The 17,317-nt window shown below is 69.6% G+C and carries 15 protein-coding genes; 4 read left to right on the top strand and 11 right to left on the bottom strand.

Features of this window, described 5'->3' with window-relative positions; translation table 11 throughout:
- Positions 1-167 precede the first annotated feature (167 nt).
- From IO33_RS0100455 to IO33_RS0100425, 6 genes are all read right to left on the bottom strand, one after another.
- On the bottom strand, positions 168-944 hold the full coding sequence (locus IO33_RS0100455; protein ID WP_031158712.1) for a TIGR03936 family radical SAM-associated protein: 777 nt from the start codon (positions 942-944) through the stop codon (positions 168-170).
- 46 nt (positions 945-990) lie between these two features.
- Positions 991-2,103 (bottom strand): phage tail tape measure protein, encoded by a 1,113-nt coding sequence (locus tag IO33_RS0100450; RefSeq protein ID WP_031158709.1) that lies wholly within the window; start codon positions 2,101-2,103, stop codon positions 991-993.
- 37 nt (positions 2,104-2,140) lie between these two features.
- A complete protein-coding gene (locus IO33_RS0100445; RefSeq protein WP_031158707.1) occupies positions 2,141-2,740 on the bottom strand; it encodes a hypothetical protein in 600 nt (199 codons plus the stop codon).
- 94 nt (positions 2,741-2,834) lie between these two features.
- Positions 2,835-5,474, bottom strand: coding sequence for an amino acid permease (locus tag IO33_RS45685; protein ID WP_051926339.1), 2,640 nt, complete (start codon positions 5,472-5,474; stop codon positions 2,835-2,837).
- 170 nt (positions 5,475-5,644) lie between these two features.
- Positions 5,645-6,160 (bottom strand): hypothetical protein, encoded by a 516-nt coding sequence (locus tag IO33_RS0100430; protein WP_167349427.1) that lies wholly within the window; start codon positions 6,158-6,160, stop codon positions 5,645-5,647.
- Between the two features lie 1,115 nt (positions 6,161-7,275).
- A complete protein-coding gene (locus tag IO33_RS0100425; RefSeq protein ID WP_031158703.1) occupies positions 7,276-7,497 on the bottom strand; it encodes a hypothetical protein in 222 nt (73 codons plus the stop codon).
- Between the two features lie 347 nt (positions 7,498-7,844).
- Here IO33_RS0100425 and IO33_RS50220 point away from each other — a divergent pair, with 347 nt between their 5' ends.
- Positions 7,845-8,141 (top strand): hypothetical protein, encoded by a 297-nt coding sequence (locus IO33_RS50220; RefSeq protein WP_157857779.1) that lies wholly within the window; start codon positions 7,845-7,847, stop codon positions 8,139-8,141.
- Between the two features lie 337 nt (positions 8,142-8,478).
- Positions 8,479-9,129, top strand: a complete 651-nt coding sequence (locus tag IO33_RS0100420) for a hypothetical protein (protein WP_031158700.1) — start codon at positions 8,479-8,481, stop codon at positions 9,127-9,129.
- Between the two features lie 12 nt (positions 9,130-9,141).
- On the opposite strand, the gene IO33_RS0100415 is transcribed toward IO33_RS0100420, so the two are convergent.
- The 4 genes from IO33_RS0100415 to IO33_RS0100395 all read right to left on the bottom strand — a co-directional run bounded on the left by IO33_RS0100415 (position 9,142) and on the right by IO33_RS0100395 (position 12,062).
- Positions 9,142-9,570: a hypothetical protein gene (locus tag IO33_RS0100415; RefSeq protein WP_157857778.1), complete on the bottom strand. Its 429-nt coding sequence runs from the start codon at positions 9,568-9,570 to the stop codon at positions 9,142-9,144.
- Between the two features lie 117 nt (positions 9,571-9,687).
- The gene (locus IO33_RS0100405) at positions 9,688-10,398 is read right to left on the bottom strand and encodes an SRPBCC family protein (RefSeq protein ID WP_031158695.1); all 711 of its coding nucleotides are present in this window, start codon (positions 10,396-10,398) and stop codon (positions 9,688-9,690) included.
- 294 nt (positions 10,399-10,692) lie between these two features.
- Positions 10,693-11,451 (bottom strand): DUF2182 domain-containing protein, encoded by a 759-nt coding sequence (locus IO33_RS0100400; protein ID WP_031158693.1) that lies wholly within the window; start codon positions 11,449-11,451, stop codon positions 10,693-10,695.
- A complete protein-coding gene (locus IO33_RS0100395; RefSeq protein WP_031158691.1) occupies positions 11,448-12,062 on the bottom strand; it encodes a DUF1326 domain-containing protein in 615 nt (204 codons plus the stop codon). Before IO33_RS0100395 ends, IO33_RS0100400 begins: the two co-directional genes overlap by 4 nt.
- A gap of 987 nt (positions 12,063-13,049) precedes the next feature.
- Between IO33_RS0100395 and IO33_RS0100390 the strand changes: the two genes are divergently transcribed.
- Positions 13,050-14,741, top strand: coding sequence for a SpoIIE family protein phosphatase (locus tag IO33_RS0100390; protein WP_031158689.1), 1,692 nt, complete (start codon positions 13,050-13,052; stop codon positions 14,739-14,741).
- A gap of 181 nt (positions 14,742-14,922) precedes the next feature.
- On the opposite strand, the gene IO33_RS0100385 is transcribed toward IO33_RS0100390, so the two are convergent.
- Positions 14,923-15,717 (bottom strand): SDR family NAD(P)-dependent oxidoreductase, encoded by a 795-nt coding sequence (locus IO33_RS0100385; protein ID WP_031158687.1) that lies wholly within the window; start codon positions 15,715-15,717, stop codon positions 14,923-14,925.
- 1,063 nt (positions 15,718-16,780) lie between these two features.
- On the opposite strand from IO33_RS0100385, the gene IO33_RS0100380 reads away from it, so the two are divergent.
- Positions 16,781-17,263 (top strand): DUF5994 family protein, encoded by a 483-nt coding sequence (locus IO33_RS0100380; RefSeq protein WP_031158684.1) that lies wholly within the window; start codon positions 16,781-16,783, stop codon positions 17,261-17,263.
- The last annotated feature ends 54 nt before the right edge of the window (positions 17,264-17,317 follow it).

Raw genomic sequence — 17,317 nt, 5'->3', positions numbered from 1 at the left:
GCGCGATGGCCGCCGTCCGGGGCGCGGGCGCCGCACGGGAGCACTCTGTGTCCTGTCTCGCCGGTTCCGTACGCCTTGTCGGTACGGCCTGGCGAAAGTCTTCTGGTCGGTGCGCTGCCCGACCCAGGTGGCTCCCGAGTACAAGGGCGGCGCTACGACGTCCGTCCCTACGCGGGACCTTCCGGCGTCGGCGCCGTCGCGGCGGCGGCCGGCTGGGCCGTCAGGGCCTCGGCTGCCTCGCGGTCGGGCGCGAGCGGGTCGGTCACCGTGCCGGTCTCTTCATCGAACAGCCCCTGCGCCAGCCTGGTCACCGCTGCGGGGACCGGCGGCGCCAGGTCGGCCACGGCGCGGAGACCGGACAGGACGTCGTCGGGTCGTACGGCAGGCGTCACGTGCCGAACAACCAGCCGCAGTATCGCACAGGGCTGGTCGGTCGGCCTATCAGCCGGTGAACCGTGCGTTTCCAGGCTCACCACCGCGGGGCGGGCGTCGAAGGTGCGGACGCCGTTCTTGGTCATCCGCTGCACCTCGACGGTCTCGGCCTTCTGGAAGGCCAGGGCCGCGCGCTCGGCGTCGGCCGGGTCGACGCCGTCCAGCCGCAGCTCCCAGACGGAGGCTGTGAGCCGGTCGGCGAGGCCGGAGGTCCGCGCCTCGACCGCGTCGACGATGTCGAGCCCGGCGGGCAGCGACTCGTCGAGGAGGACGCGCAGCGTCTTTGGGTCACGCGCCGCGGTGAGCGCGATCTCCAGATACTCCGCCTCACTGCCCGTGCCGGTGGGTGCGGCATTGGCGTACGACACCTTCGGGTGCGGCGTGAACCCGGCCGAGTACGCCATGGGCACCTCGGCACGGCGCAACGCCCGCTCGAAGGCGCGCTGGAAGTCTCGGTGGCTGGTGAACCTCAGGCGGCCGCGCTTGGTGTAGCGCAGTCGGATGCGCTGCACCGCGGGTGCGGGCGGCGGGCCTTCGGGCTGTCGCTTGCCCAGTGTCCTAGTCCTTCGTGAGTGCGGTCCTACTACCACCAAGAGTACGTGTCGCGGGCCCCTGAGGTTCCCGCCGGTCCACGGGGGCCGGCCGGCGGGGTTCGCCGAACAGCATCCGCCGGAAGTCCGCGCGGGCCTGCCGTACCGTCTCGCGGGCGCCGGCCAGCGCCTCGCGCACGGCCCGGCCCACCACGCGCGCGCCCTCGGCGACGGGCCGCAGGACGGCGTCCCGGACGACATGGCCGACCGGGGTGAGGACGGTCCGGTACACCCAGCGCACCGGCTCCACGAAGATCCACCGGAAGAGGGTCCCGAGCGCCCGGCCGACGGCCCGGGAGATCCGTCCGGCGATCCGCCAGGCGTGCCCGAGGGCGTCCCCGACCTCCCGTGCCACGACGGCGAGGAACCGGCCGACGGGCGCGAGGATCCAGCGCCACAGCGCGAGGGCGGGCAGCACGAAGAGGACGCGGAGGATCCAGTACAGGGCGACTCCGATGCCGGTGGCGATCACGCCCAGCAGCCGTCCCAGCCCTCGTACGCCCCAGGCGACGGCACGTCCGACGGGCGCGAGGACCCAGTCGTACAGCCATCGCGCGGGCACGACCAGCAGGTACCGCACCAGCCAGGCGACCGCCGTGTACACGCCGATGCCCACGGCGGCCAGCACGGCGCCGATGCCCCTCAGCAGCCAGGCGACCGCGCGCCCGACCGGGAGCAGCACGCGCGCGTACACCCAGCCGAGCCCGGCGCCCACGCCGCGCGCCAGCCACGCGACGGCGTGCCCGACGGGCGTGAGGACGTGCCGGTGGAACCACACGGCCGGTACGACGACGAGCACGGTGCAGAGCCAGGCCAGCGCCTTGCCGACGGGGACCAGGACATAGCGCCACAGGCCCACGAACGGCCAGACGAACAGGGCCTTTCCGGCCCAGAGCAGCGCCCGGCCGAGCGGCCGGAACACGGTGTCCCGCAGAAACCTTCCGGCGACGACGAGCGCGTCCCACGCCATCCGCACCGGCACCACCAGCACCAGGACGACGATGCGCAGGGGGATGCGGATCGCGACGGTGAGACAGCCTTCGGGCTGCGGGGACCGGGGAGGCGGCGGCTGCAGTTCCATACAGGGATAGACGCCCCGGGCCCGCTTTCGGATCCGGCTAGGTCACCCGCGTCTTGTACGACTCCGGATAGCGCTCGGTGAACTTCACGGCCACGACCAGCAGGGCGATCGGGATGACCCAGTTGAACCAGTCGTCCTGGGAGGGGAGGAGGATCGCCAGCCAGGTGGAGATCGCCATCAGGGCGAAGGCGGTGCCCCACACGGCCGTCAGCACACGGTTGATGTGCGTGAAGACCGGCGAGTGCCACAGCTCCCGGGGAGTGGTCTCCCGGGCGTACTGCGCGGTGAAGGGGTCGGCGAACAGCGATCCGAGAGCGACGACGGCCACCAGTCCGTTCGAGATGACCTGGGCGTACGTCTCCACCCAGAGGAGCTGCCCGCGGTTCAGGGCCAGCCCGAGGACCGAGAGCACGGCGAAGAACACGATGCCGGTCATGTCGAGGATGCGGAGTCTGCCGTGCAGCATGTCCTGTCCCGACAGCACGACCGAGGCGACCAGTGCGGCGAGGGCCGCGTACTCCCAGGTACTGGGACCGGCGACCACTCCGAAGATGATCCACGGAGCGAACGAGAAGAAGACGCCGCCCCTGCTGACGGGCTTCCGGGCCGGGGCCTTCGTCGCCGTCGGCTGCACCATGGGAGTTCCTCCCGTCAGGTCTCGCGGCCGTTCCCTGCCCTCCTATCGTGCCGCCGCAGGCCCGGCCGCCGCCCGTCGGGGACCGGCCCCCGGTCTAGGGACGGCCGTCCGGTGGTGGCAGGTCCTGTTCGGTCCAGATCGTCTTGCCGCTCGGGGTGTAGCGCGTGCCCCAGTGATGGGTCATCTGGGCGATGATGAACAGGCCCCGGCCTCCCTCGTCGTCGCTGGCCGCGTGCCGCAGATTGGGCGAGGTGTGGCCGGTGTCGGAGACCTCGCAGGTCAGCGCCCGGTCGCGGATCACGCGTACCTGGATCGGACCGCCGACGTAGCGGATGGCGTTGGTGACCAGCTCGCTGACGATGAGTTCGGTGGTGAACGCCAGGTCGTCCAGGCCCCAGTCGCCGAGCTGCTTGCTGACGGCGGTACGGATGGTGCCCACCGCCGCCGGGTCCGGAAGCAGCGCCCACTCGGCGAACTGGTTCCGGTCGAGCCGTCGGGTGCGCACCACGAGCAGCGTCGCGTCCACGTCCACCGCGCCGGGCAGCAGGGTGGTCACCGCCCTGTCGCACAGCGACTCCAGTGACTCCGACGCACCGGCGAGGACCCCGGACAGCTGGGCGAGCCCGGCGTCAGGGCCGTCGGCCGCCTGGAGGAGGCCGCCCGTGAAAAGGGCGAGGAGACTGCCCGGCGCCAGCTCCACGTCCGTGCTCTGGTAGGGCACGCCACCGAGGCCCAGCGGCGGTCCGGGCGGCAGCTCCATATGTTCGACGACGCCCGGGTGCGGTTGGACGACCGCCAGCACCGACTCCCCGGCCCGCGCCATGCTGCAGCTGCCCGAGACCGGGTCGTACACCGCGTACAGGCAGCTCACGCCCAGGGCGGCGTCGGCGTGCTGCCTCCGGTGGCCCGGGTGGTGGCCGCTCCCGCTCTCGTCCGCGGTCTGGTCGACCAGGTCGTCCAGGCGGAACAGCAGTTCGTCCGGGGCCAGGTCCAGCCGGGCCAGCACGCGGACTCCCGTGCGCAGGCGTCCCATGGTGGCGGCGGCGCGCAGACCGTGACCGAGCACGTCCCCGACGACCAGGCCGACCCGGCTTCCGGACAGGGGGATGACGTCGTACCAGTCGCCGCCCACCCCGGAGCCGCTGTCGGCGGGCAGATAGCGGCTGGACGAGTCCACGGCCGCGTGCGCCGGCAGGCGGCGCGGAAGCAGGCCCCGCTGGAGCTTGAGGGCCACGCCGTGTCCCCGGGTGACCACCGGCATCAGCAGCAGACCGATCAGCAGGGCGCCCAGTCCCAGGACCGTGACCCCGCCCGTTCTGCCGATCAGCGGCAGGTCGACGCTGGTCGTGCCGTACCGGGGGTCGGCGTAGACCACGAAGGTGGCGTAGAGGAACAGCAGTGCCATGAACAGCCCGCCGAGCCCGGGCAGCACGCCTTTGAAGACCAGGTCCTTGGCGCTGCGGGTGAGGACCCTGCGGTGGTACCAGACGCAGGCGAAGCCGGTCAGTCCGTACTGGAACGCGATCGCGAGACCGACGGACTCGACCGAGTCGGCCAGGATGTTCTGGCTGAACGACGCGAGCAGGACGAACAGGGCGATCGAGGCCGCTCCCATGCCGACGGTCCCCCAGGTCGGGGTGAGGAACCTGCGGTGGACCCGGGCGAACCGGGAGGGGACCGCCTTGTGGACCGCCATCGAGAAGACGGTCCTGGCCAGGGGCAGGATGGTGGTCTCGGCGGAGGCCAGCGCGGAGGTCAGCACCATCAGGATCAGCAGTCTCGACAGCAGCAGCCCCGTGCCCTGGGCCCCGAACACGGCCGCGCCCAGTCCGGAGAGCACATCGTCCGCGTTGTGCGGGTTGCCCAGGCCGATGCCCGAGGTGCCGACGCCCGCGAAGGCCTGCGCCGAGGTGGACACCAGCCCGTACATGACCAGGAGCAGCACGGTGGACAGGACGGCGGCGCGGCCGGGGATCCGCCTGCTGTCGACGGTTTCCTCGTTGACCGAGAAGGCGGTGTCCCAGCCCCAGTAGATGAAGACGCCCGCGAGGACGCCCGAGGTCAGCGCCGTCGTCGAAGGCACCTGGAAGGGGTTGAACCAGGAGGCGGACACATGGATCGCCGTCGGCGGGGGGTCGGCGTAGACCCGGACCAGCGCGGCGACGGCGAAGAGGACCAGCATCCCCACCTCCAGGCACAGCAGCCAGCGCTGGACGGCCGCCGAGAACTCGATGCCGACGTAGCAGATCACGGTCAGCGCGGCGATCCAGCCGACGCCCGCCGCGGTGGTCCACAGCCGGCTCTCCGCCAGGCCGTCCAGGCCGACCAGCCGGAAGCCGTAGGCGGCGGCGATCGCGGCCAGGTTCGCCATGACGATGATGTTGGCGACGATGAGGCCCCAGCCGCCCATCCAGCCGGTGCGCGGCCCGAAGGCGCGAGTGGCCCAGGTGAAGGTGGTCCCGCAGTCGGCGTTGCTCGCGTTGAGCTCCCGGAAGGCGTACGCGACGAACAGCATGGGGATGAACGCCAGCATCGTGACGATCGGTGCCTGCAGTCCGACTCCGGCCACGATGATGCCCAGCGTGGCGGCCAGGCTGTACGCCGGGCCGGTGGAGGCCAGACCCATCGCCACGGAGGAGAACATGCCCAGGGCGTCGTTCTTGAGCCCTTTCCGGCCGGCCGCCGTCCCCGGAGCGGGGCGGTCGACGGACTCGGCGCCGCCAAAGTGCCTCACACTTGATTGCAACGCCGGGGCGCTTGCCTCCGCAACAGCGCGGGCGCGGCGGGGAACACCACTGAGCCCCCTCCGCACCAGGGAGGGGGCTCAGAAAGTCGCTTGTCGTCGGTCGGCCGAACTGGGTGCGGGTCCCGCACCGTCCGCCTTCGGCGCTGTCGGCGGAGGCGTCAGTAGTTGCTGGGGATGACGCAGAAGTCGATGTGGCTGAGGTCCGCGAACTTGCCGCTCGGGTTGATCGGGGCGTGCAGCGATCCGTCCATCGTGATGCCGTTGGGGAAGCCCGTCGTGCTGTCGTACGTGTAGACGTTGGCGCCGCCGGTCCCGCCCTTGGCGACCACCTTGATGGCGGAGCGGTGATCGGCCGTGGGGATGTCGAAGCTGAACACCTGTCCCGCGGTGGTGTCGGTGACGGTGATCGTGAAGTTTCCGTCACCGGGGATGTTGACGCTTCCGGTGGTGGGATCCTCCACTCGGAACCCGGTCGCGCCCGTGGGACAGGACACGGGCGGGTTGTCGTCCACTTCGATGGGCTGCACGCCTGCGTCGCTCGGCGGACCCGCCTGGGCCAACGCGGGGCTGGCGGCGATGCCGAGTGCCACGGTCGCGGTCAGACCGGCGGCGACGAGCCTCGCCCCCCATCTCGCCCGTCCCGACCGCGTCCTTGCTGGCGCTGCTACTCGCATGGGGAGAATCCCTCCTTGTTCCTCGGGTACCGGACCTCGGATACCTGATCTCGCCCACGCGGACTCTCGCTCCCTTTCCCCGGGCAGTTCGAGCTTTGAACATCAGTCCGCCGCCAGGCGCCCCAACATTCGCATGGTCGGACTGTAATTCCGGTTTACGACTCCTCCTCTTAGGCCATTCGGGCGGACCGATTCCGTGACCGCCGCGAATTCATTACCGCGAGGCCGTTTCCGGGGAATTCGCAGGACCGTTCCGAGACAGAGGGGCGCGGCCCCCGTCACCGCATATCCGGTGGCGCGATCCCGTACATCGGACAACGACTTCTCGCCAGCCGAGCAGGACAAGCGGGCACGCGGGGACGCAGGCACGCAGGCACGCAGGCACGCAGGCACGCAGGCACGCAGGCACGCAGGCACGCAGGCACGCAGGCACGCAGGCAAGACGATCACGACTCAGGCGGAAGAAGCCGCTTCCTGCCCGTCGTCTTCGTCCCGGCCGTCGTCGAAGACGAAGAGCCCGGCGGACTCGGCGGGCGCTCCGGACGAAAACGGCGCGCGGGGTCCGTGCGGCCTCCTGAGGTCCGTGCTAAGGACCGCTCGCCGCAGCGCACCGCTCTCGCGGTGCGTTCGTCATCTCACGCTACGCCGGGACCCGGAAAGATTTCCGGCGGCGGACGAGGAGGCGAAGCGACGACTGCGGCCGGCGCGGCCGCCACCTCCTCCTCGCTCACCCCGCCGGCGCCGGCGGTCTCACCCGGCCGACGGTGAACGGGGCTGGACGAAACGGGAACCGAGACGGCCGCACTCCTCACCGCGGCACCGAAGACGACCGCGGCCGGTCGCCGCAGCCACCGTCATGCGTGGAGCTAAGCTGCCTTCGGCCGCGCCGCACGTGTGCCCGGGGCGGGCTGCTGCGCGTCCTCGAACGGCAACGTCTCTTCCTCCCCGAAGGCAGGGGCCTGGAAGGGGTTTGTCGTCGGAGGCGGCGATGCTGCGGTGGAGCAGCGGGGTTGCCCGTCCGGGGCGGAGAACAGCGGCATCAGATCGATGAGAGGTCTCTCTTTCGTGACAGGCCCCTGAGGGAGCCTGGTGTGCGGCGACCGGGCACAGCGGTCCTACAGCTTGGTCATCTTGGCGTACGGGCTCAGGATCCGCATTTGCGACGAGCCGAAATCCACGAGCGCCGCGATGCCGTCCTCGATGCCGATCACCCGGCCGAGGCCGTACACGTCATGGGTCACCTGGTCGCCCACGGCGAAGTGCTTGGGAGCCGGGGAGACCGGGGCCTTGAAGGGGCTGGTAGGCAGATGACGCTTCGGTGCAGCAGGCTTTGTCATGGCTCAGTATGAGCCTACGCGGATACCCGCTCGCTGTGGCCGGCGGCACAGATCCACACGGGACCGTCCGCGCCACGCCGCTGACCTGGGCTTTCGAGATAACGGGGAGGCGAAAAATCAACCCTCCCTTCCCGTACCTGGGTCCGGCCCGCGGGCCTGCGGCGTAGTGGGAAGAGTGACCTGTGTCCGCTACCGTCGACCTACGCGGCTGGGAAGCTCCGCGCAGCAGGGGGTGGCTGAGAACCATGGTCTGGTGGCAAGCGTGCCTGTGGGGCTTAGGTGGAGCTGCGCTCGTCGAAATACGTCAGATGTGGCATCTCTGGCATCAAACTCACAGCTGGCCATGGGTGGATGAGCAAGAGCAGACCAAGGTCGCGGGATACGCGATCGCCGTCACTCTGCGCCTGATCATGGCCGTGGGCGTGAACGCCGTATACGTGGCGTCTCACCAGATCGCCGGCCCTTTCGCAGCATTCACCATCGGTGTCAGCGCACCTGTGATCCTGCAGCAGATCATGGTCCAGGCTCCCAACGAGCCCGTGTCGTCTTCACCTTCGGCGAGCCCTGTGCCGCCTCCCTCGCCGGACGGTCGACGAACGGCTCCACAGGACACAGCGCAGCCGGGGGACGTCGATGTCCGTTGACAGGCATTCGTTGCTGAGTGATGTCCGTTCCCGCCTCACCGGTCCTCGTCTCCAGGTTCTGCCTCCGGGGCAGAGTCTGTGGTCATGGGTTCGAGCTGCGCTCGCCTGGCAGCCGATCGCGCCTCACAGGCTTGGGCGGACTCAGGCAGCCTCTTCTTCGGAGGGCCGACGCGGAAGAGCGGCAAAAGAGGCGGACGGCCTTCCCGCCCGCCAGGAATCCTCCCCGCACGACTCGAACTCTGAGCTCCGCACGGATGCGGCGATTTCACTGTGCGCCGAATCGATCAAGGCGCTGAGGGGTGATCGGCGCCTGCGGAACAGGCATCTCATCCAGCCCGTGGCCGCCATGCTGAAGACGGTCGGCCAGACGTTCGCAAGTGCCACTGAAGCCGACGACGCCAGGGACGGATCCCTGGGTCAGGCCCTGGTGACGAGTTCCGATCTTGTCCGCACCATGTTCGAAGCCCACGTCCTTGGCAGTGCCGCGGTGGAAGCGGAGGTGCTCGCCGGTGCGCTTTCCGAGGCCGAACCTCTCGTCGAGGCTCTCATCGAGGCCAGAGATCACCTACGTGACCGCGCCCGCGAGCTCAAGGCCGCGATCGAGCCTGTCGAGGCGTATGTCTACAGGCCGCCCACCAGCCTCCAGCTCGACATGCCCGATTTTCATCCTCGCGACGCCCGCAACCTTCGCGTCTTCAACCGAGCGCACGAGCGCTTGCGCGCCGTGGTGGACGCGTTGATCAGCGACGTCGACGCGGCTGGTGAGCGGCTGGAAGGCGCAGCGGACGACTTCCGAGGCGCCGACCTTTCCGCGGAAGAGCTGGAGGGCGTGGATCTCGCGGGTGTGGTCTGGGACGCCACCACCCGGTGGCCGGTCGAGTGGGCGGAGCGGATCGCCCGGACCTCGGGCGAAGTACGGCCTGGGGTGCTGGTGGTCCTGCCGAGGCTGTCCGGCGACTTCACCGCTTTGGACGGGGTCGGCGTCTGACTGGCCCAGGTGTCACGGCGGCGGCGTTTTCGAGTGTCTGGTCAGGGTGCACCAGTTCATCTCGTCGGGGTCCCCTACGGTCAGACCCACCGACAAGCGCCCCTTGTCCCGGTAGAGGTCGAACGGGGTTTCCTCGTCCCCTATGGTCACATCGAGTTCCTGCTCGGCACCGGACGTGTAGATCGCCCAGGTGCCGTCCCCGCTGAGCCTTCGCGTGATCTTGCCGTTGAGGTCCGTCTCGGTGGGGATGCCGGCGGCGGAGGCCGACCGGTCCGGCCGCAAGGTCAGCGTGGTGTCGCAGTCCCGGGCGCGCCAGGTGCCGATGAGCTCAGAGTCGTGGACGTTCTTCGCCTGCGGATAGCCGCCCCATCCCATGCACGCGGAGACCGACAGCGCCATCGGGGCCGAGATCAGCGCCCACTTCCATGAGCGGCTGTTCATCGCCCGCCCCCTTCTCGTACCGGTGGCCTGATCCTAGGCCTCCGGCGGACAGGCCGGTTCGGCGGCCTGGGCGGTGCAGCAGCCGTCGGCGGTGGCGTGGGGGGCGGCTGACGAGGGCTATTCGCCGCCCGGGAAGCGTTCCGTCCACCAGGCCCGCCAGCGGGAGTCGAGGTCGGCCAGGTGGGTGTCGTCGAGGTGATAGGTGCTCAGGATCGCCATGGCCGCGCCCTTCGGCTTGTCGGGTGTCGGGGCCATGCTGGACACGATGAGCAGACCGTTGCCCCAGGCGTCGACGGTGATGCCGAGTTGGTGGTCGGAGCGGTACCACATCTCGCCTTTGACGTCCTCGCCGACCAGATTCACCTGGAACGGCGTGCCCGCGGCGATGTGGGCGAGATCGAGTGCGTCGATGAGGTGCACCGCGTCGTCGTTGCCGCCCACGAAACTGAGTGTGCGGCGGACGGCGCCGGGGCGGCGCTCGACGGCGAACCGCAGCTGGTGCATGAAGGTGATCCAGCCTTCGGTGACGTCCTCGTAGTAGGCGTCCAAGGCCGGGTTGTCACCGCGCAGGACGCGGGTGAGTGTGACCCGGGTGCCCTCGCCGTGCGGTTCGAGACTGATCGCGTCACCGCCGTGCAGCCTCAACGTGCGGGTGGAGGCGTCCTCCACGGTCTCGGTGAAGAAGATCAGGTCGATCTCGCCGTCCAGGCCGTCGTAGTCCCAGCCGAACCAGTGGCGGATCTTCTCCCTGTCCCGCAACGCGTCCCACACCACGTCCACGGGCGCCGCGATCGTGACCTCGATCCGCGGCCGCGTGTCGTCACTCATCCGATTCTCCTTGTGTCACCGCGGGAGACGGGTGTCCGAGGGCGACCATCCGGTACGGACGACCGCCGGCGCAAGTCGTGGCGCTCGGCCACCTGCCACACCGCGGCCACCGGCTCTTCGGTGAGCCTCCTTCCCGGCAGGGAAGGGGGACTCAGCCAGCCACAGAGTCACATGCGAGCCGGCAGCAGCCCTGGACCCACTCCACCTCGAAGACGCCCCCCGAGGTCTTCCCCGGACCCGGCGGCGGCGTCCGGGAAGACGCCAAAAGCTGTCGCCGGCATCGGTCGTCCGCCTTCACATGCCGCTCACGCCGCCATCGGTGAGACCCGGGGCCAACGCCGGGACCCAGAACACGGCGACGGCCAGAGCGATCGAGGCGACACCCACGGCACGGGCCACCAGGCGGCCCGCCGGAGCGAGCTTCTCAGCGGTGATCACCATGGCCAGCGCCACCATGGCCCACACGTTCATCAGACCGAACGCCGCCAACAGCAGCATGAGCGACCAGCAGCAGCCCAGGCAGAAGGCACCATGATGGGCTCCGGCACGCAGATCGCGAAAGCGCCCTGGGTACGAGGCGTAGCGAAGCATCAGCCCGATCGGCGAGCGACACCTCGCCAGACAGCGATCTTTGAGAGGCATGAGCTGGTAGACGCCACCGACCGCGAACACGGCCGCGGCCACCGCGGTCCCTGCCGCGGCGGGCAGGGTCGCCGCCCGGCCCAGACCCACGGCCAGCGCGTACGCCGGCAGCCCGGCAGTGGCCCAGACGAGCAGGTAGGCAACGGTGAAAGCGACCATACGCCTCGCCCGGTGCGCGGTGATGGTGCGTGCATACAGCGCGGCGACGGGCGCCGTGGCGGGAAGCATCATCGCGGCCATCATCAGCGTCCACACGACCAGGAAAGCCGGCAGTCCCAGGCCCATGGTGCCGGTCGTCGCCTGCATACCGCCCCAGCGCGTCACCACCCAGCTCCAGGCGAAGGCCGCAGCGACCAGCAGGAGCCCCGCGGGGCGCGCCCTGCGGCAGCCGGTGACCGGCCCATCGGTCATACGGACCACGTGAAGGGTGCCGAGTGTCCGTTGCCTCCGGTGAAGTCCCAGGACCTGCCGTATACGCCATGGCCCGTCGCCCGCGTGGACCGGGCGATCGTCAGCGAGCTGTTCACAGGGTGAAACATGCCGGTCAGGCCCATCACCGGACCGCCCTCGCCGAACTGCGGGGCGACCTGGTCCTCGATCTCGATGTCGATGGCGTCGCCCACCCTCGCGGCGTGACGGCGGCCGTCGTCGCGGTAGTCGATGGGCACACGCTCCACGCCGAGGACCTCGCCGATGAGCGGAGTGAGCGCCGCCATCGGCCCACCGGCCCGGCCGGAGAAGACCTTGCCCAGCGCCTCCGCCTGACTGTCGTCGGCCGAACCATCGACGTAGAGCGCGACCTGCCAGTCGCCCTCGGCCATCACTCGGGGTGCGTCGATGAAGACGGCGACGCTGCGGTCGGAGACGTCCACGCCGTCCACGGTCCCGCTGTCCACGTGGAACGCGAAGGTCACCTGGCAGCGCTCATGGTCGGCCGGTGCGGTGAGGCCCGAGGTGGTGCAGGGGCACACCACGTCGCAGTTGCAGCTCTCCAGGTACGTGCCACTCGGATTCCAGGGCATTCTTCCTCCCTGTTTCGCGCCCCCTCGACGACTACCTCAGGAGTGCCCGCCCCACCCCGAAGTGCCTTTTCCAGGCTATTACCGACAGCCCCGTCGCGCAGATCCACTGCCGGTGCAAATCACCAGGAGCCCCTTCCCATCACGAGAGGCAGTTCGGGGTCATACAGGCGCGCAGAGGCCTGGAACCGCCCTCAGACCCACTCCAGCCTCAGGGACGATATGCGGAGCACTTCCAGGGCCCGGCAGTGACCTCCGAGAGGGCACCGGCGGCGCCGACGGACGAGGACGCGAGACCCCGGCCGCAGCCACCTCCTCCTCGTCGCCCACACCCGCCAACGCCTCAACCACCCGATCGAGCGCCTCCCCCACGTCAGTGCGTGTGACCACTCGAAGCCGGCGTCGGACCTGCGTTCTTGACCGTCAACGGCAGCAACTTCTTGCCGGTCGGGCCGATTTGTATGACCGTGCCCATCTGCGGTCAAACGCGGCCGTCGATCAGGAAGGGCTGTTCGAGGCCGTCAACGAGTCGGGACGCTGGGAACCCCTCTGCAGCCAGCCACTTGGCAACAGCGACTTCAACGCGAGCCTACGGCAACCACGGTTCTCCCCGGCCACTCGGACGATCACCGGCGCCGTGGCCAATCGAGCAGCGTCAACCGCCATGCCCGTACCAGCTCCCCTGGTCGCGCGCGATCAACCGCTGCGAGCCTCGGGTGACCAGACCAACGCGCACCGGACACACGGGCACGACGGTACCCAGGACGAGGCAGTCTCAGCGAGCGATCATTTGCCGTGGGCTCGCGCGCTGACCAGGGCGAACGGTATTACGGTGGGGGCATTGGGCGCGGCTGCTTTCCCCGTGATTCCCCGCTTTTCCCCGCTCGATCTGGTGCGGTCTGTGGTGCGCTTTGCGAGAGTCAGCGGTGACCCATGGGGAACCCGGATCCCAGGGATCCTAGGCGATTCTTCGGGTGACGGGAGGCGGCGATGAGGGGCCCGGATGGTCCGCTGGAAGCGGTTGCGGCAGCCCTCGACGCCCTCGGTACAGGTGCTTACCTGACGGACGAGCAAGGCTTCATCGTCGCTGTCAACGCGCGTGGCGAGGAACTCCTGGCCCGCCCCGCCTCGGATCTGGTCGGCCAGGACGCCCATGACCTGCTGCACCGCACCAGCTGCGGGGAGCCCGTGCCGAGGGCCCAGTGCCGGATGCGGGAGAGCGTCCTCGGCGGGCGAACGGAGCAGGGTGAGGAGGAGTGGCTCGAGCGCGGAGACGGCACATTGTTGCCGGTGGCATGGCTGGCCACACCCTGTGACATCGGGATCCGTCCGTCGGCCACGCTCTTCCTCTTTCACTCCGCCGGCCGCTCCGGGCGTCCCGCCCAGCGGCCACCGGCCGGCGGACGGCTCTCCGAACTGGAACGGCTCGCTCTGCTCGCCGAGACGACGACCCTGCTCACCTCCACCCTGGACATCTACGAGGCGCTGCGCCGCCTGATCAACCTCGTAGTGCCTCGCATCGCCGACTGGGCCGTCATCGACCTGATCAGCGAGCGGGACGAAGTGTCGCGCTTTGCCGTCGCCCACGCCGAAGGCGGCACCGTGGTGTTCCGGGAGGACCTCCAGGGGCCCATGCCGCCCGTGCCCCAGGAGTCCACGATGCCCCTGTCCCGGGCCCTGCGCGGTGTCACGTCCTCCTTCGCCGGCCCCGAGACCTACCAGGGACCGCCCGACTCCGGCATCGCGGTGGAGCAGCGGCGCCTGTTCGAGGCGACCGGCATGCACTCGGCGATCGTGGTCCCCCTCCGCAGCCTGCACGACGTACTGGGCGCCCTCACCCTCGGCCGCGCAGACCAGCCCGAGCGGTTCACCGCGAGAGAAGCCACCCTGCTGGAAGACATCGCCCGACGCGCCAGCCTCGGCCTGGAGAACGCCCGCCTCTACCAGCGCCAGCGCAAGGTCGCCGAAACCATGCAGCGCCATCTGCTGCCGAAGCTCCCGCGGATGCCCGGCCGCAGCATGACCGCGCGCTACCTGCCCGCGCCGGACGCCTCAGAGGTCGGCGGCGACTGGTACGACGCGTTCACCCTGACGGACGGCGCCACTGCCCTCGCCATCGGCGACGTCGTCGGCCACGACCTGGACGCCGCGGCCGGCATGGCCCAGCTGCGCAACATGCTCCGCGCGTACGCGGTGTCCCAGGAGAAGCCACCGAGCAAGATCGTGGAATGGCTCGACCGGGCGACCCTGGACATCGCGGAGGTCTCCATGGCCACGCTGGTCTTCGCCCGCATGAGTGAGAACGACGCCGGCCAGTGCGAGCTGTCCTGGACCAACGCGGGCCATCCACCGCCGCTGCTGGTCACCCATGACGGCATGGCCCGCTATCTGACCGACGGCCACGGGATCCTGCTGGGCGTCACACCCGAACAGGTCCGCCCCGACGCGACAGCGGAACTGCCCCCCGGCGCAACCCTGGTGCTCTACACCGACGGCCTGATCGAGTCCCCGAACCACAGCCTGGACGAGGGCCTCAACCGTCTGCGCCGCCACGCCGCGTCCTTGGCCCACCGCCCCCTGGAATCCTTCACCAACGAGCTGTTGGCACGGGCACGCCCACCAGACAACGACGACGACGTGGCCCTGCTGGCTGTCCGACACGGGCCGGACTCGTCGTTTTGAAGCTCTCGAAGCCCGTAGACTTCGGGCCGTTTCTGGTCGGGCACGGTCTTCACGGGTGGAGGGCTCGTGACAGTCCTGCCATCGCGTCTGCTCGAACACCTGTAGGACCAGTTCGCGGCGCCATCTTTCGATCCCCACCGCCCGGCGCTCAGCAACCGGGTGTGCAGGCAGGGGCAAGAGATCACAATGTCTTGACCTGGCCGCCATCGATGGTGAACTCGGCTCCTGTGATGTTGCCGGCGAGCGGGGAGGCGAGGAAGAGAGCCAGATCGGCGACTTCGTGAGCTTCGGTGACTCGTCCTGTGGAGATGCCCATGCTCTGCGGCACGACTGCATCGATGGCTTCCAGCGCGGTGGTGCCGGCCTGGGCTGCCGTGGCATCGGCGAAGCCGCCCGGCGCGGTCCAGAAGGGAGTGCGAACCGGCCCCGGGGCGATCGCGTTGACCCGGACGCCTCGCGGTGCGAACTCCTCGGACAGCGACTTGGTCAGGCTGCTCAGCCCGGCCTTGGCCGCGGAGTAGTCCACGACCATGGGGAAGGGCAGACGCGCGTTGATGGAGCTGATGTTGATGATGGAACCCCCGTCCACGACCAGCAGGTGAGGAAGCGCAGCGCGGCTGGCCCGGACCGCGCTGAACAGTGTCATGTCGAAGATCCGTTGCCACTCGGCGTCGTCGATGTCCAGGAAGCTCGGACGGGGCGTCGCGGTACCCAAACTGTTGACCAGGACGTCGAGCCTGCCGTACTCGTCCACCGCGTGTCGGACGAGTGCGCCCGGTCCGTCTGCGGTGGACAAGTCGACCGGGACTGCGGTGACGCCGTACTTCTCATGGAGCCCTTTGAGCTCGGGAGTAATGCTCCGGCTGCCGACGGTGACGTGTGCGCTTTCACGGGCGAACGCATCGGCGATGGCGAGGCCGATGCCCTTGCTCGCTCCGGTGACGACGGCGACCCTGTCCTTGAGCTGGAGGTCCATGGCGGTCCTTTTCCGGGTTGGTCACCCCCTCCATCGAGGGTAGGCAGAACCGGCGCCGCCGGCTCAGGCGGGCAGCTGGTCCCAGCCTCGTGTCAAGCTGCGGAGATCAGTCACCGGCTCGCGAAGCACGAGGTCGGAAGATCGCGTATGCGGGTGCGGGCTGAGCTGGGGGAACCCTGACCTGCGCGAGTGCGGTGCGCTGCCCGATGTTCCCCGTGCTTTCCCCTGACATGCCTCTCGAACGGGCACGCAGGGGACAGGGTTCTTCGCGCACACAGGGCACCCACTAGTCCGTTACTCGCACGGCTGTGGACGCGGGGATGGCAGGACTCATCGGGGCCTTGGGTGGCGGCTTCATCGGAGCTTTGGGAGCGTGGGGAGCCGGTCTGATCGCGTTCAGGGGGCGCGTTACCAAGCCGACCGTCAGTGCAATGCCGCCCACGGGCAGTGGCTGCGCCAACATCGACGCGATGCCTATCCAGCGCGGACAACACGGTGGTCCTGCCCGCCCCGACGGTTGAACCCTCACCAGTAACCCGGCACCACCGCGAGGGGCACCGCGGAGCTATCCCACCCGGAGCCCGTGGTGCCCCTCGCGCATGCGTACGGCTCCCGTGCGGGGCGGCCCGCGACCGCCCGCACGTTCTGGCACGCTCCTGGCACGGTCGTCTGCAATCTGGCCGCCTGGACAGGCGCTTAGAAGATGCGGGCACATGGTGGTGCCGGCGGCCTACCAACACGCCGCCGGCACCGTGCCAGGCTGTTGAGTGCCGCTGGCGTCTGCCGTCGTTGCCGTCGCTGTCGACGGAGGCGCCGGGTGGAGTGAGCCCTGCTTTAGGAGTTGTGACCTGCGGAAACGTCGCCAGTGGGGTCTCGGGCCTGGGAAAACGTCTCTCGGTGGTTCTCACGTGTTCACGGGGATTCCCGGCCTTATGATGTTGGATCCGTTCTGCCTGGGGCTGGTGGGGAGAGGGCGTTTCTGGAGACGTCGGGGCTAGGAGTAGCGTGGCAGATGCGAGGCGGCTCCCGTTTTCGCACCAACTCCCGAAGACGGGTGGTCCTCATGACCAGCTCGGATACACCCCCTGTTCCCCGGCACCTGCCCAGTGGCGTCCATGAGGCCGTGCGGCCGGGGTGTGCGCTGCTCCGGCTGGAAACGACGGAGTCACGCGAAGGAGTCCTCGACGGTGCGTGGTGGCCGCGGTCGCACGACATCGGTGCCGAGCTGCCCGCACTGTTGAGCGCCCTCATCGGACACCTCGGGCCCGTGACGCGCGTCGGGCTGGACACCGCGGCCTGGGCAGGGCTCCCGACGCGGATCGTCGTCGACGACCGGGTGGTGCACATCGACTCCTTCCCGGTGGGTGACGACACCGTCCTGATCACCCGGGGCGACAAGGACCTCTTCTCGCTGCTGGTGGTCCCGCCGAACGCGACACCCGAGGCCGCCCGAGCCGCGATGGCCCAGGCCGTTCGGGCAGACAACATCAGCCAGGCGGAACAGATCCTCATCGATACCGGAAGCGGCCAGGATCCCTCGGACTGACGGGCCGGCCCTCGGCCGAGGTCGGCGGAACGGCATCGGACGACGGTGGCGAGG

This window comes from Streptomyces durhamensis (genome assembly GCF_000725475.1).
In the GTDB taxonomy this organism is placed as follows: domain Bacteria; phylum Actinomycetota; class Actinomycetes; order Streptomycetales; family Streptomycetaceae; genus Streptomyces; species Streptomyces filipinensis.
This window is presented reverse-complemented; position numbering and strand designations above follow the sequence as displayed.